18 protein-coding genes are annotated in these 26,041 nt (G+C 61.4%); 12 read left to right on the top strand and 6 right to left on the bottom strand.

Annotation, left to right across the window (positions count from 1 at the left end):
• The first annotated feature begins 124 nt into the window (after nt 1-124).
• From IQ25_RS04180 to IQ25_RS04155, 6 genes are all read left to right on the top strand, one after another.
• A complete protein-coding gene (locus IQ25_RS04180; protein WP_144902584.1) occupies nt 125-2,941 on the top strand; it encodes a TonB-dependent receptor domain-containing protein in 2,817 nt (938 codons plus the stop codon).
• Nucleotides 2,942-3,054: 113 nt separating this feature from the next.
• A complete protein-coding gene (locus tag IQ25_RS04175; protein ID WP_144902582.1) occupies nt 3,055-3,381 on the top strand; it encodes a thioredoxin family protein in 327 nt (108 codons plus the stop codon).
• Nucleotides 3,382-3,391: 10 nt separating this feature from the next.
• Nucleotides 3,392-4,339, top strand: coding sequence for a hypothetical protein (locus tag IQ25_RS04170; RefSeq protein ID WP_144902579.1), 948 nt, complete (start codon nt 3,392-3,394; stop codon nt 4,337-4,339).
• 87 nt (nt 4,340-4,426) lie between these two features.
• Entirely contained in the window at nt 4,427-4,750 is a 324-nt protein-coding gene (locus IQ25_RS04165) for a thioredoxin family protein (protein ID WP_246415382.1), read from the top strand.
• Nucleotides 4,751-4,817: 67 nt separating this feature from the next.
• Nucleotides 4,818-5,276: a RidA family protein gene (locus IQ25_RS04160; protein WP_144902576.1), complete on the top strand. Its 459-nt coding sequence runs from the start codon at nt 4,818-4,820 to the stop codon at nt 5,274-5,276.
• A 31-nt stretch (nt 5,277-5,307) separates the two neighbouring features.
• Entirely contained in the window at nt 5,308-6,393 is a 1,086-nt protein-coding gene (locus tag IQ25_RS04155; RefSeq protein WP_144902573.1) for a PLP-dependent cysteine synthase family protein, read from the top strand.
• 203 nt (nt 6,394-6,596) lie between these two features.
• On the opposite strand, the gene mprF is transcribed toward IQ25_RS04155, so the two are convergent.
• Genes mprF through IQ25_RS04140 form a run of 3 tightly spaced genes read right to left on the bottom strand, consistent with a single transcriptional unit; the run spans nt 6,597 to nt 10,266 of the window.
• Entirely contained in the window at nt 6,597-9,164 is a 2,568-nt protein-coding gene (gene mprF, locus IQ25_RS04150) for a bifunctional lysylphosphatidylglycerol flippase/synthetase MprF (RefSeq protein WP_158637662.1), read from the bottom strand.
• Nucleotides 9,161-9,559, bottom strand: a complete 399-nt coding sequence (locus tag IQ25_RS04145; RefSeq protein ID WP_258536943.1) for a DUF2147 domain-containing protein — start codon at nt 9,557-9,559, stop codon at nt 9,161-9,163. Before IQ25_RS04145 ends, mprF begins: the two co-directional genes overlap by 4 nt.
• Entirely contained in the window at nt 9,556-10,266 is a 711-nt protein-coding gene (locus IQ25_RS04140) for an alpha/beta fold hydrolase (RefSeq protein ID WP_144902568.1), read from the bottom strand. The genes IQ25_RS04145 and IQ25_RS04140 overlap by 4 nt, the downstream gene beginning before the upstream one ends.
• Before the next feature lie 111 nt (nt 10,267-10,377).
• Between IQ25_RS04140 and IQ25_RS04135 the strand changes: the two genes are divergently transcribed.
• Nucleotides 10,378-11,064: a response regulator transcription factor gene (locus tag IQ25_RS04135; protein ID WP_144902565.1), complete on the top strand. Its 687-nt coding sequence runs from the start codon at nt 10,378-10,380 to the stop codon at nt 11,062-11,064.
• Nucleotides 11,065-12,423 carry a sensor histidine kinase gene (locus IQ25_RS04130; RefSeq protein WP_258536942.1) on the top strand — a complete coding sequence of 453 codons (1,359 nt, stop codon included), beginning with the start codon at nt 11,065-11,067 and terminating at the stop codon, nt 12,421-12,423.
• On the opposite strand, the gene IQ25_RS04125 is transcribed toward IQ25_RS04130, so the two are convergent.
• Nucleotides 12,361-15,744 carry a glycosyltransferase gene (locus IQ25_RS04125; RefSeq protein ID WP_144902562.1) on the bottom strand — a complete coding sequence of 1,128 codons (3,384 nt, stop codon included), beginning with the start codon at nt 15,742-15,744 and terminating at the stop codon, nt 12,361-12,363. The two genes, IQ25_RS04130 and IQ25_RS04125, sit on opposite strands and share 63 nt — an antisense overlap.
• A gap of 421 nt (nt 15,745-16,165) precedes the next feature.
• Nucleotides 16,166-16,879 carry an SDR family oxidoreductase gene (gene bdcA / locus IQ25_RS04120; protein WP_144902559.1) on the bottom strand — a complete coding sequence of 238 codons (714 nt, stop codon included), beginning with the start codon at nt 16,877-16,879 and terminating at the stop codon, nt 16,166-16,168.
• A 144-nt stretch (nt 16,880-17,023) separates the two neighbouring features.
• Here bdcA and IQ25_RS04115 point away from each other — a divergent pair, with 144 nt between their 5' ends.
• Together IQ25_RS04115 and IQ25_RS04110 are read left to right on the top strand one after the other, a co-directional pair.
• Nucleotides 17,024-17,923 carry a LysR family transcriptional regulator gene (locus tag IQ25_RS04115; protein ID WP_144902556.1) on the top strand — a complete coding sequence of 300 codons (900 nt, stop codon included), beginning with the start codon at nt 17,024-17,026 and terminating at the stop codon, nt 17,921-17,923.
• A 654-nt stretch (nt 17,924-18,577) separates the two neighbouring features.
• Nucleotides 18,578-20,815, top strand: coding sequence for a TonB-dependent receptor (locus IQ25_RS04110; RefSeq protein WP_144902554.1), 2,238 nt, complete (start codon nt 18,578-18,580; stop codon nt 20,813-20,815).
• A gap of 124 nt (nt 20,816-20,939) precedes the next feature.
• Here IQ25_RS04110 and IQ25_RS04105 read toward each other — a convergent pair whose 3' ends face one another.
• Nucleotides 20,940-21,935: a LacI family DNA-binding transcriptional regulator gene (locus IQ25_RS04105; protein ID WP_258536947.1), complete on the bottom strand. Its 996-nt coding sequence runs from the start codon at nt 21,933-21,935 to the stop codon at nt 20,940-20,942.
• Nucleotides 21,936-22,263: 328 nt separating this feature from the next.
• Here IQ25_RS04105 and IQ25_RS04100 point away from each other — a divergent pair, with 328 nt between their 5' ends.
• Together IQ25_RS04100 and IQ25_RS04095 are read left to right on the top strand one after the other, a co-directional pair.
• Complete coding sequence (locus tag IQ25_RS04100; protein ID WP_246415384.1) at nt 22,264-24,474, top strand: beta-glucosidase family protein; 2,211 nt, start codon at nt 22,264-22,266, stop codon at nt 24,472-24,474.
• A 4-nt stretch (nt 24,475-24,478) separates the two neighbouring features.
• A complete protein-coding gene (locus tag IQ25_RS04095) occupies nt 24,479-26,002 on the top strand; it encodes a carboxylesterase/lipase family protein (protein ID WP_144902548.1) in 1,524 nt (507 codons plus the stop codon).
• Nucleotides 26,003-26,041 lie beyond the last annotated feature (39 nt).

The raw sequence follows: 26,041 nt of genomic DNA, 5'->3' as shown, positions 1-26,041 counted from the left end.
GAGGGGCGCAACCGAACCGTCGCGACCGGGCCTTTGCATTTTTGTGACGCTGGCAATGGAGGAAACACGGCAGCCGTGCGTCTAGGCGGGTGGGGAATAACCGCCTTGAGGGAAGGCCAGTTCAATGAGCGCAATGAAGATGTTTTCGGGCACAAGGCATTGGCTTGGCGCAAGCGGCCTTGTGCTGGCGATCGTGCTTGCCGGACCGGCGGCATACGCCAGCACGGATTCCGAGGCTACGCCTCAGGAATCGGGAGGCGTGGCTGAAATCCTCGTCACGGGACAGCGCTCGCTCAACAACGACATTCCCCGTGATCGCGACGATATCCAGCCATACGTCGTATTCGACTCCGAACTGCTGAAGCAGAGCGGGGCACAGAATATCGAGGACTTTCTTCAGGCGCGCCTGCCGATGAATGCGACGCAAGTGACGCAGTCGCAAGCGGGCCCGCCAACCTCGGCTGCAGGGCGTCTGGACTTGCGCGGGCTGGGAGCTGACGAGACACTCGTTCTTGTCGATGGTCGGCGCCTTCCCAGCATAGCCGGCGGTGACACGTTCGGGCAGCCGAACATCAACGGCATCTCGATCGCGCAGATCGAGCGAATAGAGGTTCTGCCGTCAACGGCGAGCGGCATTTACGGTGGTGGAGCGACAGGTGGTGTCATCAACATCATCCTGAAGCGCAACTACTCGGGCCTCGATCTTGAAGCCCGCTACAACGATTCCACCGACTTCAAGGCAGGTCAGAGCTTCCTGAGCATCAATGGCGGTCTGACATTCGACGAGGGGCGAATGCGCGTGATGGGCTCGTTCTCAAGGTCTCGCGCCGAGACCCTTGTGGCCAGCGACCGCAATTTCTTCCGCCGCGGAGCCGAACTGCAGTTCCGCAATGACCCTGCCAATCAGAGCGTTCTGCTCGGTGGCCCCAACATCTGCTCGACCCTTGACGGTTTCGACTGTTCGAACGATCCGCTGATTCTGAAAAGCGGTACGGCGCTCGGTTCCTCGGTCACGAGCATACCCGATAACTACTCCGGCAACCTGTCCGATCTAGCCGCGCGTTCGGGCAAACTGGTATATGACCGTTCGAATGTGCCGATCTGGACGGCGCCGGATGTCACAAACTACAATTTCAACGTGCGCAGGGAGTTCGGGAAAAGCGTCGAGGTGTTCGCCGATTTTTCGCGCGATGAATCGAAGAGCACAAATCTCACCCCCATCTCCTTGCCGCTTTATGTGCCCGCAGATGCGCCGTCGAACCCGTTTCAGCAGGATGTGCTTCGGTTCATCGATATTCCCGACGGCTTTGCGCAAACCCAGAACACCCGCAATAAGCGCGTAAACGTCGGCGCAATCATCCGCCTGCCCGGTCAATGGAGTGCCGCGCTCGAGTATGATTGGCTTCAAAGCAAGAGCCGCAGTGTCAGCAACACCGTCCTAGGCCCATCGTTCGATGGTGAAGCCATTCTGCAAGCTGCGGCATTTACCGATTTGCGAGCCCACCCTCTGACGAACCCCCTTTCGCTCTTCGACGTATTTGAATCGGTCGGAGCAAGTGGCGCGACACTGGAGACTGCATCTTTGCGTCTTGGCGGCCCTCTTGTGAAGTTGCCGGGCGGCAACCTGACGGCGACAGCCCTTCTGGAAAAGCGCTGGGAATCGAGCGACGAGACCGTAAACGCATCTTCGTTCTTCGGACTCACCAACTATTTCTGGTCGCCCAAGGCAGTTCGCAATGTCGAATCCGGATACCTCGAACTGCGCGCCCCGATCATCGGGGAGGCGAATGACGTGCCCTTCATTCACGCCCTGGAAATCATGGGCTCGGTGCGCCATGACCGATACGAGACGCGCTATTCGGGATCGTCGATCCCGGTTGACAGTGAGACTGGTCCGTTCCCGGAGCAGGCTGCATCCATCAACAAGCTCTCTGCCACGAACTATACCTTCGGGTTCAAGTACGAACCCATCAAGGACATCACGTTTCGTGCAAGCTGGGGCAATGGCTTCTTGCCGCCGAGGCTTGGCGACATTCGATCAGAGCCGCCTGCGATCTTCAGCAACTTCCTGATCTTTCTTCTTAATCTTCGTGACCCAGCACGCGAAAATGCTCTGATACCGGGCCCGTTGTCTATAACGGGGGGTGGTAATCCGAACCTGAAGCCAGAAAGGTCCAACAGCTTTTCTGCAGGCGTCATCCTGACCCCGAGGTTCGTGCCCGGTCTGCGCCTTTCGGTCGACCTGACCTCGATACGAAAGAGTGACGAGGTCTTGAACCTTCCTGTGACGTTCTACCTGGCCAATGCGGCCGCGTTCCCGGGTCGCATCACCCGCGGGCCGAACCTGCCGGGCGATGCGCCGGGCACGCCCGGTCCGATCACCGCCATCGACACGACTGCCTTGAATCTGTCCAAGTCCAAGTTGCGCGCGGTCGATATCCAGGCCGACTACAACCTCGACAATACCGGTATCGGGAGCCTGCACTTCTACGGCGTTGCCACGCATACGAGCGAGCTGAGCCTGACCACCCTGGCGGGCAAGCCATCGGTCAATCGGGCTGGCTTCTTCGAAGGGCCGTTGAAATGGCGCGGGAATGTCGGCGTCGATTGGAAAAGCGGCAGTTGGAGCGCTGGCTGGAACACGCAGATCTATGGCAGCTACAGGATATGCGAATCCTTCCTGACTGACTTCACCTGCAATCAGAAGGAAACCTGGCAGGGCTCGGGGAAGGTCCGCGGCCAGACTTACAGCGACATTTATGTGAATTACGATTTCAAGACTGGCGGGATTCTCGGTGGTTCGAGCATCCGCGTCGGCATTCAGAACCTGTTTGACCAGAAGCCGCCGACCATCGCATCGGGTGTTGATCAACTGGGCTATTCGTCTTTCGGCGATCCCCGGCTGCAACGGTTCACCCTTTCGCTGCGCAAGCATTTCTGATGCCACCGTGCGCCCGGTTTGCGGCCCGTCAGCGGCGGCGCAACCGGGCGGCATTGCTTCTTTCCGACATGCGGTAGCGAGAGCCCGCATGCGGCTTCCGGACTGACAGACCCATGGCCAGTACCATCATCGCTGTAGACGAGGACAATTTCGAGGCCGAAGTCGTGAACAGCGCCTTGCCGGTCCTGATCGACTTCTGGGCACCGTGGTGCGCGCCTTGCCGTGCCTTGTTGCCGGCACTCGAAGCCTTGGCGCCGATGTATTCGGACGCGTTGAAAATCGTGAAGATCGATATTGACGCAAGCCCGGCCTTGAAGGCGAAGTTCAACGTTCAGTCCATTCCGCAATTGTATCTGGCCAGTGCCGGCGCACCGATCGCGCGGCTTGTTTCGCGCACGCGCACGCAGCTTGCCGCCGAACTCGACGATATCCTGCCCTGAGCGCGCAAGCATGACCCTCCAAGCCTTCAACTCCAGTCAGGCCGTCAAGGTCAGCATGATCGAACCCGTGCGAAAGCTGTGGCTTGCCCGCGCTGTGGTGCCCGATGTCGATCTGGTGTGGAACGGCCACGGCAAGGCGAGTTCGATCAGTGGCTTGCTGGGACGCACCGACGACCGGGAGACGTTCGAACAGCGAACGGGCATTCCTGCTGATCTGGCAAAGCTCTGCGAGTGCCTCCTGACAATGGGCATCACCAAGACCCCCGCGAGCGATGCCGCTGCGATTGCGGGGAACGAGGCGCTGCTGGCATTCGGCACCGAATGGCTCGATGCCATCGCGCCCGGTGCGGAGCTCGGCATGACTGTTCCGCGCTTTGCACGCCATTGCATGGATCTGATACTGCGCCCGGACTTTCCCCTCGCAGTCCACGTCAGTCCCGCTCTGGTCGAAGCTGCCGGGCAGATCCGCGATCTGTGGGATCGCGAGCTTGCCGGCCAAAGCGTCTCGCGTGGCGAATGGCGCGGCGTTCAGCGCGCGGCGATGTCTGCTGCAGCCAGCGATGGCGATGCCTGGGCCTACCGGATTGCGAGTTTCATCGAAGGCATCGCCTGGCCGATCGCTACCGTCTCGCATGAATTCACGGGCCTGTTCGAGCCCATGTTCTTCAACTGCCTGATGTTCGAGGAAACAGCGTTCATGACCGATGAGGAACGGTCGGATCGCGCGCACATGCTGCTCGGGTGGAAAGCGATGGCGACCGCGCCACGCGACGAGATCGGACTTGTCGATCCCGACCCGCTGGAAGCGCATCCCGAGTCCGCCCGCGTTCTCTCGGCCGAGTATCTCGAGCAGATGATGGGCCGCATGGCGGAAATACGAGCGGCAGCGCAAGGCCGGAAGGACACGATCATTCGCGAGACGATGGATACGGTCCTCAGGCTCATTCGCAGCGCCTGACGAGATCACGGTCGGAGCGAGGAGCGCACCGTTCGGCTCCGGTCCCGACATAGCCCCTATCATTCAATCAAGCCCGAGGATCAGAAGATGAGCGCAGATGTCATGGCGGTATCGGATGCCACCTTCGAGGTCGAAATCGAGAAAAGCGACAAGCCGGTCCTGATCGACTTCTGGGCCCCGTGGTGCGGCCCCTGCCTTGCGCTCCTGCCCACGATCGAGGGCCTCGCTTCCGTTTACGAAGGCGACGTGAAGGTGGTGAAGGTCAACGTCGATGAGAACCCCGCGATTGCGGACAGGTTTGGCGTGCAGGGCATTCCTCACCTGGCGCTTCTGGCAAACGGCAGGACAATCGCCCTGCGTGAACGCAGCCGGACCCGCCTGGCCAAGGAAATCGACGAGATACTTGGCTGATCGGTCGCAGCACTCCGCTTGCGATGCGCAGCCGATCCATCCTTCACGAAGAGGCAATGATCCGCCCATGACTATCTCCGCTCGCCTCGAAGACCTTGGCATTGCCCTTCCGTCTCCGGCATCGCCTGTCGCCAGTTACGTGCCTTGCGTCGAAGCGGGTGGCCTGCTCCACGTATCGGGCCAACTGCCATTCCGCGCCGATGGATCGCTGATCTGTGGGCGGTTGGGGGGAGAGCTTGATGTCGAGCAAGGCGTCGCCGCCGCGCGGGCCTGCGCGGTCATGGTGCTTGCGCAGATCAAGGGCGCACTCGGAGACTTCGATCGGGTCGCGCGCATCGTCAGGCTGGGGGTTTTCGTAAACTCGACGGCGGATTTCACCGCTCAACCCGCTGTCGCGAACGGCGCATCGGAACTCATGCAGGATGTGTTCGGGGATACTGGACGTCATGCCCGCAGCGCGGTCGGTGTATCCACGCTTCCGCTTGGGGTGGCCGTCGAAGTCGATGCCATTGTCGCCCTGAAATGATCATGCAGCAGATCGTGAAATGGAACCTGCGATGAAGGCTCAATGCAATCGCACATGGTCAAGCGAAGCCATTCGCCAGATCGAGGCAGACTTCAACCGCTCGGTAGACACGCACCTGATAAGGCTGTCTCTGCCAATGCATCCCGGCGTGACGCTCTACCTGAAAGACGAAAGCAGCCATCCGACCGGCAGCCTCAAGCACCGCCTGGCGCGTTCGCTGTTTCTCTATGCCTTGTGCAACGAATGGATCGGGCCTGACACTTGTGTGATCGAGGCGTCTTCAGGTTCGACTGCGGTCAGCGAAGCCTATTTTGCCAAGATGCTGGGCCTGCGCTTCATCGCCGTGGTGCCTGCATCGACGGCGATGCCCAAGCTTGATGCCATTCGCTTCCAAGGAGGCGAGATCCACATGGTCGATGATCCGCGAACGGTCTATGATGTCGCGCAACGGCTAGCAGACGAGACAGGTGGTCATTACCTCGACCAGTTCACCTATGCCGAACGTGCGACCGACTGGCGAGGCAACAACAACATCGCCGAAAGCATCTTTGCGCAGATGGCGCAGGAGGATCATCCTGTGCCGGCTTGGATCGTCTGCGGCGCCGGAACAGGCGGCACCTCGGCGACAATTGGTCGCTACATCCGCTACCAACGACATGAAACGCGCTTGTGCGTCGCCGATCCGGAGCATTCGGTTTTCCATCGTCACTACGCCGATCCTGCGGTAACGGCCCTGCCAGAGGGGTGTGCCAGTCAGATCGAAGGCATTGGACGGCCGCGTGTCGAACCAAGCTTTATACCGGGCGTGATCGACCGCATGATCGCGGTGAACGATGCGGACTCGATTGCAGCAATGCGTGCTCTGTCTCTTGTGCTTGGACGCAATGTCGGTGGCTCAACTGGGACCAACCTTGTCGCCTGCCTTGCAATCGCAGATGACCTCGTGGCGGCGGGCAAGAGGGGCAGCATCGTGACGCTGCTGTGCGACGGAGGTGACCGTTACGCTTGCACATACCACGATGATGATTGGCTGAGGAAGCATGAGATAAGCTGGGAAAGGCAAGCGAATAGGATCGTGAAGCAATTGCTGGGCCACGTTGACTGTTTTAATTTCTAATAGGCTCTAGTTCTGTTTGTAGAATGATATTTGAGATCAATGATAAACGCCATTAAATTGCAGGGAGGAGAATGGAAAATTACAGAACATTACTACTATACATGAGGAGAAAGCGCGAAAAGTTTTTAGTATTTTCGTAAGGTCATAAGAATGAAATATGCTGATTAATTCATCCGCCCCATTTCCCGAAGCCGTTGCACGTATCAGAGGCCGATGGTAGCGAGGAGGTTGAGCAGGGATACTCTGCCGCCATTCCCTTCGGCGATGGCGATGAAGCGATTTTCCCAGCGCGGGGCGAACTTTTCCTTGAAGCGCCTGAGGCCGCCGAAGTTGTAGCGCAGGCCTTCGGAGGCGAAGGCCATGTTCGCCAGCCGCGCCCAGAGCGGTGCGAGCTTTCCGCCGGACAGCCCCGAAAGCGGAGCCATGCCGAGATTGAACCGCTCGAACTCCTGCTGGCGGGCAACGCGGCAGAGTTCGACGAGCAGGAAGTCCATGGTCCCGGGCGGGGCATCGGGTGCATGGCGCATCAGATCGACCGAGTATTCGCGGCCGTCGCCCGACTTCCAGATATTGGCGAAGGCCATGAGGCTATCGCCGTCTTGCGCGAAGACGAGAGCGAGTTCGGATCGCGCCAGATAATCGAGCGCACAGTGGCCGAGGCTGAAGGACTTTTCCTTCGTTCCCCGCAGCCTGAGCCAGACATCGGACAAGGCATTGACCCTGTCGAACCATTGCGGCACCTCGCTTGGCGGAACGATCTGCAGGCGCAGCCCTTCCCGCTGTGCGCGGGCGTGGGCATTGCGTACGTTCTTGAGCTTCGGACCTGAGAGCGTGAAACCTTGCAGGTCGATGATCGCCTCTTCCCCGTATTTCATCGGCTTGAGCCCGAGATCGACGATCAGCGGCAACATCCGGTCGCTCACCTGGTAGAAGCACAGGCGGGCGTTGCAGCGGTCACTTTGCATCCTGAGGTCCCAGACAAGGTCGCGCCAGCGCTGGAACGGGCCAACGGGATCGCCCATGACGATCCAGCTGTTGCCGCAGGGTCGGAACATGACGAAGGCATCGCCGGAAGGGTTGATCAGGAAGCGCTTGTCGCCAGTGTACGCGAGGGCTGAGTCGCTGCGCGAGGAATGACCTGTGGCATTGCGATAGATCGCATCAGGGAGCGAGGAAAGGCCGCCCAGTCGCCGTGAGCTTCCAAGGAGGCTGCGGATCGCGATGGCGGTTGCAAGAATCCCAGTGCCAAAGGAGGCGCGCAGGAAGCTCGAGGCGTCGCCATGCAGCACGAACTGCCACCACAGCTCCGTATCGTAGGGCAACTGGCGATAAGCGACGATCCCACTGGATGCGGCGAGGCAGACTGCTGCCAGAGCGGCGACCAGCCAGCCACGGCTCTGCGATGTGAACGCCCCTGCCGTCTTGCGGTAAAACGCAGGCGATGCCAGCTGCAAAAGGCCTGCCAGGACCAGCATGACGGATGCTTCCTCGTAGTCGAGGCCCTTGGCCAGCGAAAAGCAGGCTCCCAGCAGAAAAAGCGCGCGCGCGACTTTCAGGCCGCTTTCTAGCCGCGAAGCGAGGGCCGGGGCGACGAGGACCAGCAAGGTTCCGACAAGGCTGGCTGCCAGATGCGAGACATCAATGAAGGGCAGGGGCAGGAACTGGTGAAGGCGATGCATGCGATCGTCGACGCCAGGCAGCGCGCCGGAGAGCAGCAGGACAGATCCGCCACCGAACGTCAGGACAGCAAAGGCGAAAGGACTGATGGCATCTGCAATGGCCTTGGCGGGCCGCAGAAAAGGGGAAATCAGGCGCTGGAGGCCGCGCGCTTCTATTGTCGTGTTCATCAGCAACGAACACGCGAGCGGCAGCAAGTAGTAGATCGCGCGATAGGCGACGAGGGCCGCGAGAGCATAGGGCGCGGCAGGGCTACCTGTTGGCAATGCCGCCAGGAAAACCGCCTCGAACACGCCGAGGCCGCCTGGAACATGGGTCAGCAATCCGGCGATGATGGCCAGTGCGTAGGAAAGGTAGATCTGCGGAAACGCCGATAGCGGCATCCCGGGCACGAGAACGAAGAGGGCTAGCGCAGCGACCGCCAGATCAACTGCCGCCACAGCGACGAGCGCCAGACTTGTCGGAAGGTCGGGGACTGGCAGAAACCGGTTGGTGGCGTTTCTCGCGACAGGGATAATCCGGACAAGTGCCGGTATGGCCACGACCGCGATGACCAGCATTGCGCCCAGCAGATGCGTCTGGCCAGATGGCAAGGCGAATCCTGCTATGGCCACACCCGCCGGGGCGAGGGCAAGGCTGATGCCTGCCACGGCAACCACCCCTGCCCAGAATGCCATGCCCGCAAGGACGATGATGCGCGCGACATCCGACGGCGTGAGGCCTGCCCGGCCGTAAATGCGCATTCTCGCAGACCCTCCGGTCAGCGGGGAAAAGCCGAGATTGTGGCTGAGGGTATAGCTCGTGAAGGCTGCGCGTGCCGCCGTCCTCGGCGCAATTGCAGAGCCGATGCAGCGCAGCGCGATGACGTCGTAAAAGGTCAGCAGCAGATGGCTCACGGCGGTCAGGCCGATGGCGCACAGGATCCGCCATGGCGGCAGGGCCCGAATGGATGCGGCTATCCGGTGCGGGTCGAGATCACCGGCGATCCGCTGGATGGCCAGCAGGACGATTACAGCAATGCAAAGAAAGGCAATTCCAATCAGCAGCTTGCGCGGAATGCGCGGCGCATGTGAGAGGGCGAGCGACATCCTCATGCCCGCTGCCAGACTTGCGACTTGCACAGGAAGCGGCCCATCAGGCATCCCGAAACCCGGACGTGATCCTTATCCAACGCGACGATATGCGATGACAGTTCGCGCCCAATGTCGGGAACGAAGACATTGCCGGACCAGTGGCCCGGGCCATCGGCACGGTAATGGCGCAAGAGCATCATGCCGACGAGGCCGGGGGAGCCGGAATCGCGGGCATCGGCAATTTCTTCGGCGCTCGCGGTGGCGACCATGCCGCAGAGTGTGGCCCCGCAACGGGCGATGCGCACTTCGAGGCTGTGTTCGGGATTGGCCCAGGTGCCCAGCAGGAACGATTCTGGCGCGCTGGTCACGGCTTGGGACAGCGCCACGGCGGTGCAAGCGGCGAGGACGGGATTCACTGGGATCTCCGCATGGGCGGCGGCGGCGATTGGACGGCCCTGTAGACAGCCGCGTAGAGCGTGTCGCGGTCACCCAGCATCATGTGCCCGGAGTTGAGAGGAATGCGCCGTGCCATGCGCATGACGGGCTCGCGGCAAAGACTTTCATCTTCGTCGGTGCCGTAGATGCAGGTCAGGGGCAGTCCAGTCAGCTGCGGGATTGTCCGTTCTGGTGATGAGTCCCCCGGGCCGCGATAGAAGATGCCGGTGGGATTGGCGTGGAAATAGACCGATGTCCCCGGCACCACCATGACGATCGAGGCGACGCGCTTTCGCAGGTCTGCCGGCAGCGACCCTGCAGCAGCACCGATCATGTCCGCGCCGAAGGAATTGCCAACCAAGGCGACCCGGGATGCCCCGCTGCGAGCCAGTGCCTCGCGAATGGAACTGGCCATGGCCTGCTCGGTGAAGGGCCGGTCACGCTGGAAACCGAACAGCACCGGGGAGCTGACCTGGAGAACGGGAATGTCGTGATCGAGCAGGGTCTGGACCATCCCGTGACCGACCCCGAGCGTATAGCCCATGTCGCCGGACCAGTAGATCGCGGCCAAGGGGTAGCGTGCGCGGTGGCTGGCAGGCTCGCGAAACACGAAGGGCGTGGCGTCGAAGTATCCGAAGATCGCGAACGCCAGCGTTACCAGCGCGGCTAAGGCCAGGACATACCTCATGGCAGGCAGCGAGCGGCTTGGGGAGGGTAGATCATGAACCACAGATAGGGCGAGGCCACTTTCCGTCCGGTGGGGAACACATTAACTGCATGTCATCTGCTGGAGATTCACATGGTGGGACGCATACTTGTCGTCGAGGACGATGACCGGCTGGCCGAATACATCGTCAACGGCCTTGCCGAACACGGCTTTACCACGGACCGCGCGAGCGACGGGCGCGACGGGTTGTTCCACGCCACCGACGCCGATTACGACGTCGTCATTCTCGATCGCCTGCTGCCGGGAATGGACGGGCTTGCCATTCTCAAGGCCATGCGTGCGGCGGGCATCGCGACGCCGGTGATCGTGCTATCCGCGCTGGGCGCGACCGACGACCGCGTCGACGGTCTGACCGCCGGTGCCGACGATTATCTGGGCAAGCCGTTTTCCTTTGCCGAACTGCTGGCCCGCGTCCACGCCCTGCAGCGCAGGGGCAAGGGCATGTCCGTGCCGCAGCAGTCCAGCCTGCGCTGCGCCGATCTCGAACTCGACCGGCTTTCGCGGCAGGTGAAGAGGGGCGCGAGGCGCATCGCCCTGCAGGCGCGCGAGTTTCGCCTGCTGGAGTACCTGATGATGCATTCGGGCGAAGTCGTCACGCGCACGATGTTGCTCGAAGCGGTCTGGGACTATCATTTCGACCCCGGCACAAACGTGATCGACGTTCACATCAGCCGCCTGCGCAAGAAGCTGGATGAAGGCGAGGCCATGCCCCTGCTCCACACCGTCCGCGGCGCTGGCTACCGCCTTTCGGCGGACTAGGTGTTGCGAGCGCTATTCTCCTCGACGATTGCCCGGCTTGGGGCGGCGATCTTCCTGTTCCAGCTCGTATCGAGCGGGGCTGCGATCTATCTGCTGCGCGCGCAAGTGCAGGACTTGGTGCATGAGGATCGCACGCGGCAGGTGCTGGATGTGCGCGACGACTTGCTGGCCACCTATTATGAAGGCGGTGCGGACGCGCTGCGAAACTTTGTCAGCCGCCGCGAAGGGAGCGTTGCAGATCCGCTCATCTTCGTAGCGTTGTCTGGCAAGGGGGCACCACTGCTCAGCAACGTCGAGGTCCTGCCCCGGTCGATCTCTGCGAAACGGCCGGAACCGGTGACCGTGACCAGCGCCACCGGCCTTCCGGCGAGCGAGGCACTGGCGATGCGCACGACCTTGCCCGATGGCAGCACGCTGGTCGTGGGCGCATCGACCGCCACCGAGCGCGGCCTTGATCTTGCCTTTGCCGAAGCCATCGGCCTGACAATTGCCTTGACTATCGGACTGGCGCTGGTGTCCGCGATATTGCTCGGCACGCTGATCAGCCGCCGGACGCATGCCATCGCGACGACAGCCGAGGCGCTCGCATCCGGCAATTTCGCCGCACGCGTTGCCGATGGACATGCTGGCGACGGTTTCGACCACCTGCGGCGACAGATGAACCTCATGGCGGAGAGGATTGACGAGCTTGTTCGCCAGATGCAGTCGGTTGCCGGAACGCTGGCGCATGACCTCCAGTCACCCGTCGCAAGACTGCGGGCATCGATCGAAACCGCAATGGCGGCGGACATCGGCAGCGAGGCGGAGATCGCCCTTTCCATGGCGCGAACCGATGCCGAGGCCTTGCAGGACATGCTCTCGGCGGCTCTCGAACTCAGCCGGCTGGAATCCGGCGCAATCATCGACCGGCGCCAGCCCATGGATCTGGGCGAAGTGACGGCGGACCTTGCCGAACTCTACGAACCGCTCGCCGAGCAATCCGGCATTGCGCTGACGTGGGACGTCGTGCCCTTGCGCGCCCAGATTGACCGCGAGCTGATGTCGCGAGCACTTGCCAACCTGATCGACAATGCCATCAAGTATGGCGGGGACAAGATCCATGTCTCTTGTCGAGGTGAAGGCGATATTGCCGTCGTCTCGGTTGCCGACAACGGGCCTGGAATAGCCGAGAGCGACCGGGATCGCGCGATCGATCGGTTTACGCGGCTCGACAATGCGCGAACCCGCCCAGGTGCCGGGCTCGGCCTTGCCATGGTGGCGGCGGTTGCGCGGATTCATGACGGCAGGCTGGAGCTGTCAGGTGCCGCTGCCGAGCACGGTGGTGGGCTGGTTTCCTCCATCCGGATTCCCCTTGGATGAGGCACTGGCGTTGACCCGGCCGGTCCGTTCAAGCTTGCCCCAGCCGACGCCCAGCCCTGCCAGTGCCGAACCGATCGAGCGGATGACCACCGAATACATCAGTTGTCGGTAGACCAACCGCTGCGCCAGCAGCAGCAGCGCCGGGAAGCGCTTTTCCCGAGTGTCCAGCCGGAACGCGATCCAGCCGCAGGCAAGGTCCACGCCGGTGAACGCTGCCCAGTAGAACGCCATGCGCAGGACATCGGTCTGCGTCTGCGCCCAGCCATGTTGCATCACCCGGATCGCGGTTCCGATGATCGAGACGCCAAGCGCAAGGTCGATGGCAGGTGAGATTACCGCGAAGAGGATCTGGAACAGCCACGCCTGCGGGATGCCGATGAAGGCAAGGCCCGACGGGTGTCCCTGGCGAAGAACCTTGCGATGCTTCCAAAGGCATTGCAGCGTGCCGAAGGACCAGCGGTAGCGCTGCTTGGACAAGGCCTTGAAGGTCTCGGGCGCCTCGGTCCAGGCGACTGCGTCCTCGTCATAGGCGATTTTCCAGCCCCTGCGCTGGATCGCGATGGTGAGATCCTGATCCTCGGCAAGGGTGTTTTCGGGATAGCCGCCGACTTCGTCGAGCGCGGCGCGGCGCCACGCGCCGACAGCGCCAGGAACGACCATGATCGCATCGAAGCGGGTCAGAGCGCGCCGCTCGATGTTCTGGGCCGTGACATATTCCACGGCTTGCCAGCGCGTTACCAGATTGACCCGGTTGCCCACCTTGGCATTCCCGGCGACTGCGCCGATCCGCGTGTCGGCGAACCAGCGAACGAGGCGCGAAATCGTCTCCTTCTCGAACTGCGTATCGGCATCGAGGGCAACGATGATCGCGCCTTTAGCGCCGGTCAGTGCGCGATTGAGGGCGGCTGCCTTTCCGCCGTTCTCGAGCGTCAGCAGGGTGACTCGGGGATCGGAACCATATGCTTTGGCGACGAGTGCGCTCGTCCGGTCCTTCGAGCCGTCGTCTGCCACGATGACTTCGATGTTTGGATAGTCGCTGTTCAGGATACGCTCGACCGAGGCTTCGATGACGCGCTCCTCGTTGTATGCGGGGATGATGACGCTGACGAGGGGGTGGTCCGGGGAGCTGTGTAGGGCCCTTGGCGCTTCGCGGCGACGCCGAAGTGCAAGCAGGGTCATGCCGACGGCACGCGCCATGCCAAGCGCGATGGCAAAGAAGAACGTCCAGTCGAGCGCGACGATCAACCAGTCGAGCGCAGTGAACAGGGCGACGTCGGCCCGCACGGAAAGCAGGTCTGCGCCCGAGATTCTGGGCATGACCTGATCGCGGCTCAGCCCGGCGAGCGTCGAGGTCGGGACGATGCGGTATCCGGCCTTCTGCAGCCCGGTAATGATGCCCGGCAGGGCCGCCACCGTCTGCGAACGGTCGCCGCCACCGTCGTGGAGCAGAATGACATTGGCCGATCGATCCGCATCTGCGGCGTAAACCTGCTGCAGGGTCCGGTCGACGATGGCCTGCGCGCCCGGACGTTTCCAGTCACCAGGGTCCACGTGCAGCCCAACCACGGTGTAGCCCTTCTGTTGGGCGATCAGGGCCGGAATCAGCTCGTCAGGCGTGGTCGGCTCGGCGTCGCCGAAATAGGGCGCGCGGAACAAGCGGGTGGATCGGCCGGTAAAGGCCTCGATCAGGCGCTGCGTGGCGTTGAGTTCGAGCCCGATGCCGGTCTTCGCTTCATCCGCCATGTTGGGATGGGTGTAGCTGTGATTGCCGATTTCGTTGCCATCGGCGACGATCCGGGACAGCAGACCGGGATTGGTCACGCCGTTCTCGCCGACAATGAAGAACGTCGCGGGCACGTGATAGCGTTCTAGGATCGATAGGATCTGCGGCGTCCACTTCGGGTCCGGTCCATCATCAAACGTCAGCGATACCATCTTGTCGCGCGCGCCGGTTCTGGACACGACATAGGGCGTCGGCAGCCGGTTGTACTGTTCCTGGCTAATCAGGGTGCTGCCCGGTGCGAAGGAAACGCTCCTGCTCCCGGACTGCGGTTCTGCAGACACGCGCAGGATCTCGCCTTGGCCTTCCACGTCGACGTTCGTCTGCTGCGAGATTGCGGTCAGGTCGGGAGTGCCATGTCCGTTGCGCCAGCTTTTCAGCGATGACCAGAAGCCGGGATCTTCCGAGCCAAGCCGCCACAGCGCGACGCTGTGCAGGCCGAGGCGCGAAAGCATCTGCATCTGGTTCCAGCTGGTCGCGGCGTCGAGCATCCAGATGTCGTGCCGCGCACCGTCATCGAGATAGGAAAAGCCGAGATTGCCGCTGGCGCGATCGAACATGGGCTTCGTCCCGCTGTCGTGCGCAGCGAGCCAGGCTTCCTCAACCGTCAGACTGTCTGCGTGACCGTCATGCCAGTCATAGCCATAGTTTCCCAGAGCGATGACGGCCTTTCCCGCAGGCACGCCGAGCATCGTGGACGCAACGCGGGAGGCAAACCATGAGTCCGAGGCAATCGGGCCGGCCTGCCCACCCTGCCAGTGCTCGTCATAGGCCATCAGAATCAGCTGGTCCGCCGCCCGCGCGAGTTTCGCCGCAGGCCACGACGGATCGTCGACTGGCATGGTTACGGCGACGACGCGGTGGTGCGGGGCAAAGCTGATGCGGGTTTCGTCCACCAGCCTGACGAGATCTTCGAGGCTGTTCTTCGGGAGATCTTCGAAGTCGTAAATCACGCCGCCGTCACCGGTCTTGTCCAGCATCGCCTCAAGCGATGCAACGAGCTGGTGGCGACGCTGCGGGCTCTTGAGCAACAAGCCGGCAGCAGCGCCATTCCATGACCCGTTGAGGGCATTCTGGAGCACTGGCACGACAAGAGGACGATGCAGGCTGCCGGCGATTACCCGCCGCATCGGCGCGTCCTGCGTCTGCACCAGCCCTCCGTCCGGTGCCAACTGCAGCAAGGTCGGCGCGACCCAATCGATCTGGTCGATATGGCGGGCGAGTGAGGGCGTGCTCTGATCGGACCACGAGGTATAGAAGGCGATCGTCAGGGGGTGCCCTGTCGTTGTCGGGGGCTGGCGATGGGCGTGCCAGGGAAGAAGTCGGCTGATGCCGTGCTTGATCTTGCTCACCTGCGCGCGGAACGGCAGCGGAGTGATCCGCTCCAGACCGAATGGAACCGGCGGTCCGGCGGGAACGCTGACGACGGTTGTCGCGAAGATGGCACAGGCGATTACGACCGCGCACAGGACGGACAGCAGCCCGCGCCGCGTCCAGTTGCGGCGGCGACCCGAGGGGTCATAGAAAATCGGACGAACCAAGGATCACCATTTCCGCGACCTTCGTCGCGTTCAACCAGCGGGAAAGACCGGAGCCTCGATGGGCGCAGGCGGGACGTCAGGAACCGCCATGACACACCGATCACCGACTCCTGACTTAGACTGGTGCCGATTTCCCGCGCGTGGGCAGAACATTACGCTTTTGTCAGGTGGTCGCGAGATCGTCGCGAGAAGGCAACGCGCTGCCTGCACAGCCCGGTGGTCCTGCTGCGCTGAAGAGGCGATCGCCACGCGCCTAGGCATCAGGGGGCATTTATAGATTCAGGGCCTCGTCGGGAGGAAAATGAACCTATGCCTTCCTCTACGCTCGGGCTGCTTGCTGCGGTGTGGGAAAGATAGGCATGTCAACAGCTGCGGCCAGTTCGTTAAACTGGCCGCAGCTGTCTGAATTCCGACTCCGGCCTTATGCGCCGAAACCGCCGTCAATGGTGTGCATGGCACCGGTTATGATCGCGCCATTGGGACCGGCAATGAACGCTGCAAACTCGGCGATTTCACTCGGCTTGGCATGACGCTTGATGGCCATGAAGCCGTGCATCATCGAGGCCATCGGGCCCTCGGCCGGGTTCATGTCACTGTCCGTCGGCCCCGGCTGGATGCTGTTCACGGTAATACCCCGATCTCCGAAATCACGGGCGAGGCCGCGCACCATGCCCTGCACGGCGGACTTGGTCATCGCGTAGGCAGCACCACCGGCAAATGGCATACGATCGCCGTTGACCGAGCCGATGATGATGATGCGACCATTCGGGTTCATTCGCCGCGCCGCTTCGACTGCTGCATGATACGGTGCGCGGACGTTGACATCGATCATGTTGTCGATGTCATCAGCGGCAAGCGCCAACGGATCGCCCATGACCAGCGTTCCTGCATTGATGACAATCACGTCAAGTACGCCGCGACTGGCGACGGTCGAGGTGAGGGCATCGCGATCCGCGCTGTTTGCCTTGATTGCCTGCGCGCCAGTTTCCAGCCCGAGTGCCTGAGCTGCGTTCTCCGAACCTGCATATGTAAAGGCGACGGCGGCGCCGCCCTTGCTGAAACGGCGGACTATCGCGGCGCCGATGCCGCGGCTGCCACCAAGGACGAGGACGTTCTTTCCGGTAAAATCATTCATGATCAGTCTCCATTGGTTTGCGTTCCAGCGGGACAGGTCGTGTAAGTGCCTTTGCCGTCTCGCTGTCTGGACCTGAAGATGCCGATAGTGCATCGTTCAAACTAGCCATCCAATTCCGGAATTGGCTGACGGAAAAACCGAACGATGATGAAGCTTGACGGTATCGCCGCCTTCATCGCCACGGTCGAGGAAACCTCGATCAGTGCCGCTTCAAGACGGCTCAACCTTGCCAAGTCGGTTGTCAGTGAGAGGCTTGCCGAACTGGAACGCAGTCTTGGAGTAACCTTGCTTCAGCGCTCTACGCGCAAGCTGACGCTGACCAGCGCTGGGCAGGCCTTCCTGTCGCGCGCGCAGCGCATCATGCGCGAGATCGAAGAAGCTGCTGCCGAGGTTGACGCCAGCAGCGGGAAGCTGGCCGGACCGCTGCGGATATCAGCACCGGTAGGCTTCGGAATCTTGCATCTGAGTCCGGCGATCGCGAACTTCCTCAAAGACAATCCGGCCATCGAAATGTCGCTGGAACTCGACGACGGCTTTGTCGACGCGGCGACCGGCGGCTTCGACGCAGTCCTGCGCCATGGGGCTATCGGCGATAGTCGCCTGATTGCACGCAGGCTGGCAAGGAGCCGCCGATTGCTGGTTGCGTCGCCCGACTATCTCGCAAACAGAGGGACGCCCACGGCTCTGAAAGACCTCGAGGACCACAGCGGCATTCTCTATGCCAACCGTTCGGGGGATTGGCGATTTGCCGTTGGCACGGGCTGGTCCGTTGTCAGGCCGCGAAGTGCGCTGCGGGTCAATAACGGCATCGTCATGCGCGATGCCGCAATGGCGGGTTTGGGACTGGCCCTGTTCCCAAGCTTTTTCGTGTACGACGAAGTCCGGCAGGGTACTCTGACTGTCGTGGACATAGGGTGGCCAGCCGAGGGCGCGGAGCTCTTCCTGACTTATCCCCGCGACCATGGCGCCGCAGCGAAGATAAAGGCCTTCGGTGAGAGCCTTCGGACCAGTTTTGGCGATCCGCCCTATTGGGACATGTTTTGAACCGCTAGCAGCAATGACACTTGTGCGGTTTTCAAGTCGGGTGCGCCTATGTAGGCTCTCGCGCAGTCCATTGTTCGCGCGACCCTCGCATGGGCGAGGCCGCGCAGCGACGGCGCCTGAGCAGAAGCACTCGCCCAGGCCTTTGCAGCCGGGCAGGCCCTGCCGATGCGACTACTGGCAGCCCTTGGCCAATGCTTGTGCGGTCTGAACCGGCTTGCTTGCGTCCGGGGACACAACGGAGCGCGGCGCAGCTTCCGAATTGACTCAAGTGCGGCGAGGGGCCCGACACCGCCCTGATCAAAGTCCTGCCGCGGCCTCACCGACCGGGGGTGTAGCGCGTGCCCTCAACCCCCACCATGGCCGACAGCACGCCGACGTCGGCAAGGTCGGAATACGTGCTTCGTCGAGATCGGCTTCTGCGGGTGATCTCTCTACTAACCCGACCCATGCAAAACGATAGTCGGACTGCATCACAATTGGCTTGCGCTGTCAAAACAGCTATGCCAGACATACAAAATAACATCGCGCGTACAAACGCCGTGACAGGAAGGGGATGCCACAGGCGTGTCGACCGGATCATTGATCTGGCGAGATCCCCCCTTTCATGACAGCGCTGTCTGCGCGCAACGATGCGTTTGAAAGGGAGGAATGACCATGAAAAAACTGCGGTTCGCGTGTCTCGCTTCGGTCTTGGCGCTTGCGGCGACGCCGGTGTTTGCTCAGGACGCAAGCGACACCACTGACAGTGGTGACATTGTTGTAACGGCCAATCGCACGTCGTCGCTTCTGTCGAAAACGCCTATCGCGATGACTGCTGTCGGCGGTGACGATCTCATTCAATCGGGCATTACCAACCCGACCCAGCTCGAAGAATCCGTGCCGAACCTTTCGATCGTTCGCGGCAATGGCCTGCAGATCACGATCCGCGGCGTGACGTCGACCGATGGTACTGAAAAAGGTGACCCTTCGGCCGCCTTCATGCTCAACGGCATCTATCTCGCCCGTCCGCAATCGCAGGAAGTTTCCTTCTTCGACATCGAGCGCGTCGAAGTGCTGCGCGGCCCGCAAGGCACACTCTATGGTCGCAACTCGACCGCTGGTGTTATCAACGTGATCTCGGTGCAGCCCAAGTTCGAAACAGGCGCACGTGTTGACGCAACATACGGCAGCTTCGATGCGATCAACGCAACTGCGGCAATCAATCTGGCGGCAAGCGATTCAATCGCATTCCGCGTGGCTGCCAACATCGACCAGCGCGACAGCTACTTGATCGATGGCAACGCTGCTGACGGTATCGGTATCGGAAAGTTCAAGGACAACAAGACCGTCCGCCTCTCAGCGCTGTTCAAGCCTTCGTCGGACTTCAGCCTGCTCCTTGTCGGCGATTACAGCTGGCAGAAGGGTAGCCCGTCAAATGGCGTGCCGGTCTCGAATTTCTACTCCAATATCGTTAGCGGCGGTCGCCAGACGTATGAGCGTCCGACCTATCTCGATCCTTCGGCCAAGGCCGGTCGTGTCCTGTCAAACCCGCAGGGACAGTACACCTTTCGCGACAACACCGACCGGGGCCTGATGGGCGAGCTCAATTACACGATGGGTAATGTCACGCTGACGTACCTCGGTTCCTATCGCGAGTCCGACCGCAAGGAATTTAGCAACCTTGGCGCGACCCCAGTTACAGCAGATTTCTATGGTAGCTACTGGCAGACCTCGCACGAACTGCGCCTCGCATATGGCGGCGATGGCCCGCTTCAGGTCCAGGTCGGCGGTTACTACTTCAAGGAGAAGTCGGGCATTGCCTTCTTCATCAACAACCTCCTTGCTCCCAACAGCCGATTTGGCTTCCCGCAGAAGCCCACCATTGCCGAAAACAAGTCCTTATTCGGGCAGGCTACGTACGAGATCGCTACCGGCCTCAAGCTGACCGGTGGCGTGCGTTATTCGAGCGATCTCAAGTCACGCGTTGGCGCAACGGTGCTCGACATCTATTCGTCGGTCGTCGATTCGTCGAACATCGGGACGTTCATCGTCCGCAACACGTTCCAGACCAACAATGCCAAGCGCACATTCAGCAAGGTCACCTGGCGCGCAGGGATCGATTACGATAGCCCGCTGGGTCTTGTCTTTGCCTCGGTTTCGACCGGCTACAAGGCAGGCGGCTTCAACGACGGTTGCGAAACCGGCAAGGGTCCGAATTGCGCCCTCTCGGCAAGCGACCTGTATTATGACCCGGAAACGCTGACCGCTTACGAAGCAGGATTTAAGTTCAAGATCAGCCCGGAATTTCGCCTGAACGGAACCGTCTTCCACTACGACTATTCGGGTCTGCAACTCTCTGCCGTTTCGAATGCTTGCGGCGGTCCCTGCCAGGTAACGAGTAATGCCGCAAAGGCCAAGGTCGATGGCGTCGAACTTGATGCGGTAATTCAGCCGATCGACAACTTCTCGGTCCGTCTCGCGCTCAACTACCTCGATGCGAGGTACGATACTTTTGCACCGACCTATGCCGATGCCACATCGTCAACAGGCTTCCGCTCGGTCAATTTTGCAGGCCGTGCATTGAACCGCAGCCCCAAGTGGAGCTGGGTCGCCGGTGCCAACTACACGATACCCGTCGGTGACGGCAAAGTTGTGCTCGACGTCCAAACTGCGGCGCGTGGACAATATGAAGTGACCGATTTGGCGAATTACGTCTATTTCCTGCAGCCCGGCTTTAGCAAGACCGACGCTTCGATCACCTACAATGCACCGAACGATCGTTTCTACGTGGCGGGCTTTGTCGAGAACCTCGAGAACAATCTCGTGGTGACCGGTGCGGGCGTTGGTGCATTCGGGTCAGTCACGTTCTCCGATCCGCGCACCTTTGGTGTCCGGGCTGGCGTGAAGTTCTGATTCCCATCTTGCCGACTGGCATGAGGGTTAGGTCGGCAAAGGACGGGCGGGGCCGCAAGGTTTCGCCCGTTCTCTATGGCAGAACGCAAATCAGCGCTCTGTCAATCAAGCGCGCGAGGGTTCGTCAGCTTGGTGCCTCAGCCACCGAATCTCTCACTACCAGCCTGAACGGCAAGGTGACGAGCTTTTGCCGGTCACGTTCGCGATCAAGGATGAGCTGCGCTGCGAAATAGCCCATTTCTTCGATAGGCTGGTAGATCGTGGTGAGATAAGGCCAAACCGACCTCGCTACCCAGCTGTCGTCGAAGCCGCAGACAGAGACGTCGCGTGGTACCGAAAGTCCGCTTCGCGAACAGGCAACCATCAGCCCCGCTGCTGAGTCGTCATTGGTAGCAAAGATTGCCGTCGGGCGTGGATTGGCCCTGAGCAGTTCCAGGCCGGCCTCGATCCCCCCTTCGAATTCGAAGCGGCCATTGGCCTCGAAAACCGGTTCCGTTGCACCCAGTTCTTCGAGTGCGTGCAAGAACCCCTTGCGTCTGAAGTGCGAGGCACCATGAGATTCTGGCCCGGTGACGAGGCCGAAACGACGATGTCCGAGTGACCAGAAGTGCTTCGCCACGACGCTTGCGGCTGCAAAGTCGTCCATGATCACGCCCGGTGCGCGGGCCGGGTCAATGTCCGGTGCAATACGCACATAATCGACCCCTTCGCGATCAAAGAAATCGAGGACGACTGGATTGTCGGTCAATGGAGGCGTCAGCACGAAGCCATCGCAGCGACTGTTGCGCAGGATCGCGGCGAGGGACGCCTCGAGCCCTGCGTTCGGCTGCGTTGAATCGATCTGGTCGATCCGCAGGTGGTACTGCCCCTCGCTGCAGGCGCGGTAGACGCCGGTCTGCACCTTCATGGTGTAGTTGGGGCTGGGATTGTCGATGAGCAGGCCGATGATGAAGGTGCGGGACCCGGCAAGAGAACGCGCCGCCATGTCAGGAACGTAATCTAACGCCGCGATGGCGGCATCGACTTTGGCCCGAAGCTTCGGGGAGACGTGTGGCTCCCGATTGATCACGCGGGAAACGCTTTTGAGGGAAACTCCGGCCAGGCGCGCCACGTCTTCCATTGTCGCGTGAGCGCCGCTGCGCCGTTTTGATGTGTTGTCCATGGCCCTTATATGAACGTTTCCATAGCAGGTTGCCAACACCCTCTTGCCGCATGACAGCGCAATCTTGACAGCGTTGCCAATTTAACGCAGAAATTCATTGAAAGCGCGGGAAAATCATGACGCACGACAGGGGGATGAGAGGTTGACGACTGAAACGCGCTCCTCGCCATCGTGCGATTTCCAGCATGTCGCAGACGCGTCCCTTCCGTAGGGCAATCGACGTAGACGCTGGCCTTGGCTAACATTCGAAGAACTCGTAACAATCTGATTTCAGGATGGAAATGTGATGAAGGTTCGTAGCAGACTGGCTTGGGGCGTGGCGGGACTGATGGCTCTTCCCTTTGGGACTGCTCAAGCCGAGCAGGCCCCCGCGATCGACCTTGCCAAGAGCGTCGCGCGCGCAGATGCCGTGGCAAAGCAGATGTCCGGGGATGAAAAGACGGTGCTTACCCATGGCATCATGCCGCTTCCCTTCGTGCCCGGCACTGTCCTGCCCGAAGGATCGGTGCCGGGCGCCGGGTTTATTCCAGGCATCCCCCGCCTTGGCATCCCCGCGTTGACAGAAACCGATGCTTCGCTGGGCGTGAGCTGGGTGGGCGGATTGCGCAAGGATGGCGCAACCGCGCTGCCATCGGGTCTGGCGCAAGCCGCCACGTGGAGCCCCGACGTACTCTATCACGGCGGCGCGATGATCGGATCGGAAGCGCGGGCCAAGGGCTTCAACGTGCTCCTTGCAGGCGGCGTGAATCTCATGCGCGATCCCCGCAATGGCCGCACGTTCGAATATCTCGCCGAAGATCCACTTCTGTCGGGAGAACTGGTGGCCGCGGCCATCCGGGGTGTCCAGTCAAACGGCATCATTTCCACGATCAAGCATTTCGCACTCAACGGGCAAGAGACGGGTCGCAAGTATGTCGACGTGAAGATCGCCGAAGGTGCCGCGCGTGAAAGCGATCTGCTTGCTTTCCAGATCGGGATCGAAAAGGGACAGCCCGGATCGGTGATGTGCGCCTATAACCGGGTGCATGGCGAACAGGCCTGCGCCAGCGATTGGCTGTTGAACAAGGTGCTCAAGCAGTCCTGGGGCTACAAGGGCTTCGTCATGTCGGATTGGGGTGCCGTTCCGGGCGTGGAAGCGGCACTGGGCGGGCTGGACCAACAATCGGGTGAGCAACTGGACAAGGCAGTGTTCTTTGGCGACGTGCTGAAGGCCAAGGCAGCTTCCGACCCTGCCTATGCCGCGCGGATCCACGATATGAACCGGCGCGTGCTGACCGCGATCTACGCGGCGGGTCTGGACAGGAACCCGACCAAGCCTGGGGGCAAGATCGACTTTGCCGCCAACGCGCAAGTCGCTGAGGAAACGGCGAAGCAGGGCATCGTCCTGCTGAAGAACAATGGCGTGCTGCCGCTCGCCAAGACGGCCAAGTCAATAGCTGTGATCGGCGGCTATGCCGACAGCGGCGTGGTGGCAGGATCAGGCTCGAGCCTCGTGCACGACGAGAAGGGGCCCGCGGCGACGCGATCGCTTGGTGGTGACAGCCCGTTCTCTGCGCTCATGCAACAGAGCTATCACCGATCGGCACCGCTTGCTGCGATCAAGGCAGCGGCTCCAGCGGCTGCGGTGACTTTCCGCGACGGTCGCTACATTGCCGATGCGGTGGAGAAGGCGAAGCAGGCCGAAGTGGCGATCGTCTTTGCCACGGAATGGCGGACCGAAGGGCTCGACCAGCCTGATCTCTCGCTACCCGACGGGCAGGACGCACTGATTGCTGCGATTGCCGCCGCAAACCCCAACACGATCGTCGTGCTAGAAACCGGGGGCCCGGTGGCCATGCCCTGGCTCGACAAGGTCGCTGGCGTTGTCGAGGCCTGGTACGCAGGGGCACGTGGCGGGCCAGCCATCGCTTCCGTGTTGTTCGGCGATACCAATCCCGGTGGACGCCTGCCGGTGACATTTCCCGCAAGCCTTGGCCAGCTGCCGCGTCCAAAGCTTGATGGCGCAGATTGGGTCGAGCCCAACTTCTCCGGGGATGCAGAACCGGGCAAGGACCAGCTGCATTCGGACTATGACATCGAAGGCTCTGACGTCGGTTATCGCTGGTTCGCCCGCAAGGGGCAGAAGGCGCTGTTCCCGTTCGGGTATGGCCTGAGCTATACGAGCTTCTCTGCGAGTGAACTGAAGGTTTCGGGCCTGAACGCCAGCTTCACCATAACGAATACGGGCAAGATCAAGGGCGACGATGTCGGCCAGCTCTATCTCGTAAACCGGGCTGGCGAAGCCAAGCAGCGGCTTGTCGGGTTCAAGCGCATCACGCTCGAGCCGGGAGCAAAGCAGAAGGTCACGGTAACCATAGATCCCCGTCTTCTCGCGGACTGGAAGGATGGGGGTTGGGTGATGCCGGCCGGCGAATATGGCTTTGCTCTTGGCAAGAATGCGGAGGATCTTGGGGCCGTGGTCAAGGTGAAGATGTCGCGCAAGATCTGGAAGGATTGACCTGATGAAGAAGCTGAAGTGGCTGATCGCAGCAAGCGCTGCAATGCTGCCGACAATCGCGGCAGCCCAGACTGCACAGACCACCGCAGGAACCGTGAAGGGGAGCACGGCGGGCACTGTGTCCAGCTTCCTTGGCATTCCCTATGCTGCGCCGCCGGTCGGTGAGAACCGCTGGCGGGCGCCGCAACCTGTGGCCGCCTGGAATGGGCAGCGTGAAGCGACGGCCTATGCGCCAGACTGTGCCCAGGCACCTTTCCCGCCCGATGCAGCACCGATCCGCACGAAGCCTTCCGAAGACTGCCTGTATCTCAACGTCTGGAAGCCGACTGCGGCGAAGGAAGGGGCATCTCTGCCGGTGATGGTCTGGATTCACGGCGGTGGCTTCGTGAATGGAGGATCATCGCCTGCCATATACTCCGGAGAGAATTTCGCGCGTGACGGCGCGGTCTTCGTAAGCATCAATTATCGCCTTGGCCGCTTTGGCTTCTTCGCTCATCCGGGGCTGGCCACCGAGGGTTTCGGCGGCAACTTCGGCTATCTTGACCAGATCGCGGCGCTGCAGTGGGTGAAGGCCAACATTTCAAAGTTCGGCGGCGATCCCGGCAATGTCACCGTCTTCGGAGAAAGCGCAGGGGGCATGTCGATGCACATGCTGCTGCAATCTCCCATGGCGCGAGGCCTGTTTCACAAGGTCATCATTGAAAGCGGGGGCGGTCGTGAGCGCGCACTGCCCATGCCGACCATTGCTCAGTCCGCGGCTGCAGGCGTTGCCTTCGCGCCTGGCCTTGATGCTGCGGCTCTGCGTGCGCTTCCGGCCGAGCAAGTCACTGGTGATCTTTCGATGATGACGATGGGCAAGCCAGGTTATGCGGGGCCAATGGTCGATGGCCGCACGATCCTTGGCGCCGGCGTCGATGGTGCCGCTGCAGGTATCTACGCGCAGGTTCCGGTCATGGTCGGTGCCAATTCCGCTGACGGCTTCCCCCGATCGACCGACAAGGACGTCATATTCGGGGCATACGGTGAGAACGAAAAGGAAGCCCGAGCTCTACATGATCCCGATGGCAAGGTTGGCGGGCTTGCGGTCGGAGTATCCACCTCGGCAGATGCCATGTTCATCGAACCGGCGCGCGCAGTGGCGAGGGCGCTTGCTCCCCGACAGCCGACCTATCTCTTCCGCTTCGGTTACGCCCGGCCCGAGTTCGCTGCAATGGGTGGCGCGCCGCATGCCAGCGAACTTCCCTATGTCTTCGATACGGTGGATGTTCGCGGGAATGGTGGCGGCATGATCAAGGACCCGCGCCCGCTCACGAACGAGATCAAGGTGGCGACGCTGACGCACCGTTACTGGGTGTCTTTCGCCCGCACCGGGCGTCCGGATGCTGAGGGCGGCGTGCCCGCGTGGCCTGCCGCTACGGCGGATGACAGCAAGGTCCAGCTGATCGATGCGAGCGGTGCTTCGCATGTCGCTGACCCATTCACTGCCAGGCTCGATTTCGCCGAACGGCTTGCGACCGCAAAACACTGATACTTGGAAGTTCGCCCCTCGCGCTTCAGGATGGAAGGC

The sequence above is a fragment of the Novosphingobium taihuense genome, assembly GCF_007830315.1.
In the GTDB taxonomy this organism is placed as follows: domain Bacteria; phylum Pseudomonadota; class Alphaproteobacteria; order Sphingomonadales; family Sphingomonadaceae; genus Novosphingobium; species Novosphingobium taihuense.
The sequence above is the reverse complement of the archived record's forward strand: the minus strand, read 5'-3'. Positions and strand labels throughout refer to the sequence as shown.

Excerpts from the sequence above, each read along its gene's own strand:
- IQ25_RS04180 (WP_144902584.1), top strand. The coding sequence starts at position 125 with ATGAGCGCAATGAAGATGTTTTCGGGCACAAGGCATTGGCTTGGCGCA.
- bdcA (WP_144902559.1), bottom strand. The coding sequence starts at position 16,879 with ATGAATGATTTTACCGGAAAGAACGTCCTCGTCCTTGGTGGCAGCCGC.
- IQ25_RS04115 (WP_144902556.1), top strand. The coding sequence starts at position 17,024 with ATGATGAAGCTTGACGGTATCGCCGCCTTCATCGCCACGGTCGAGGAA.
- IQ25_RS04170 (WP_144902579.1), top strand. The coding sequence starts at position 3,392 with ATGACCCTCCAAGCCTTCAACTCCAGTCAGGCCGTCAAGGTCAGCATG.
- IQ25_RS04095 (WP_144902548.1), top strand. The coding sequence starts at position 24,479 with ATGAAGAAGCTGAAGTGGCTGATCGCAGCAAGCGCTGCAATGCTGCCG.
- IQ25_RS04105 (WP_258536947.1), bottom strand. The coding sequence starts at position 21,935 with ATGGAAGACGTGGCGCGCCTGGCCGGAGTTTCCCTCAAAAGCGTTTCC.
- IQ25_RS04140 (WP_144902568.1), bottom strand. The coding sequence starts at position 10,266 with ATGAGGTATGTCCTGGCCTTAGCCGCGCTGGTAACGCTGGCGTTCGCG.
- IQ25_RS04110 (WP_144902554.1), top strand. The coding sequence starts at position 18,578 with ATGAAAAAACTGCGGTTCGCGTGTCTCGCTTCGGTCTTGGCGCTTGCG.
- IQ25_RS04160 (WP_144902576.1), top strand. The coding sequence starts at position 4,818 with ATGACTATCTCCGCTCGCCTCGAAGACCTTGGCATTGCCCTTCCGTCT.
- IQ25_RS04135 (WP_144902565.1), top strand. The coding sequence starts at position 10,378 with ATGGTGGGACGCATACTTGTCGTCGAGGACGATGACCGGCTGGCCGAA.
- mprF (WP_158637662.1), bottom strand. The coding sequence starts at position 9,164 with ATGAGGATGTCGCTCGCCCTCTCACATGCGCCGCGCATTCCGCGCAAG.
- IQ25_RS04175 (WP_144902582.1), top strand. The coding sequence starts at position 3,055 with ATGGCCAGTACCATCATCGCTGTAGACGAGGACAATTTCGAGGCCGAA.
- IQ25_RS04165 (WP_246415382.1), top strand. The coding sequence starts at position 4,427 with ATGAGCGCAGATGTCATGGCGGTATCGGATGCCACCTTCGAGGTCGAA.
- IQ25_RS04100 (WP_246415384.1), top strand. The coding sequence starts at position 22,264 with ATGAAGGTTCGTAGCAGACTGGCTTGGGGCGTGGCGGGACTGATGGCT.
- IQ25_RS04155 (WP_144902573.1), top strand. The coding sequence starts at position 5,308 with ATGAAGGCTCAATGCAATCGCACATGGTCAAGCGAAGCCATTCGCCAG.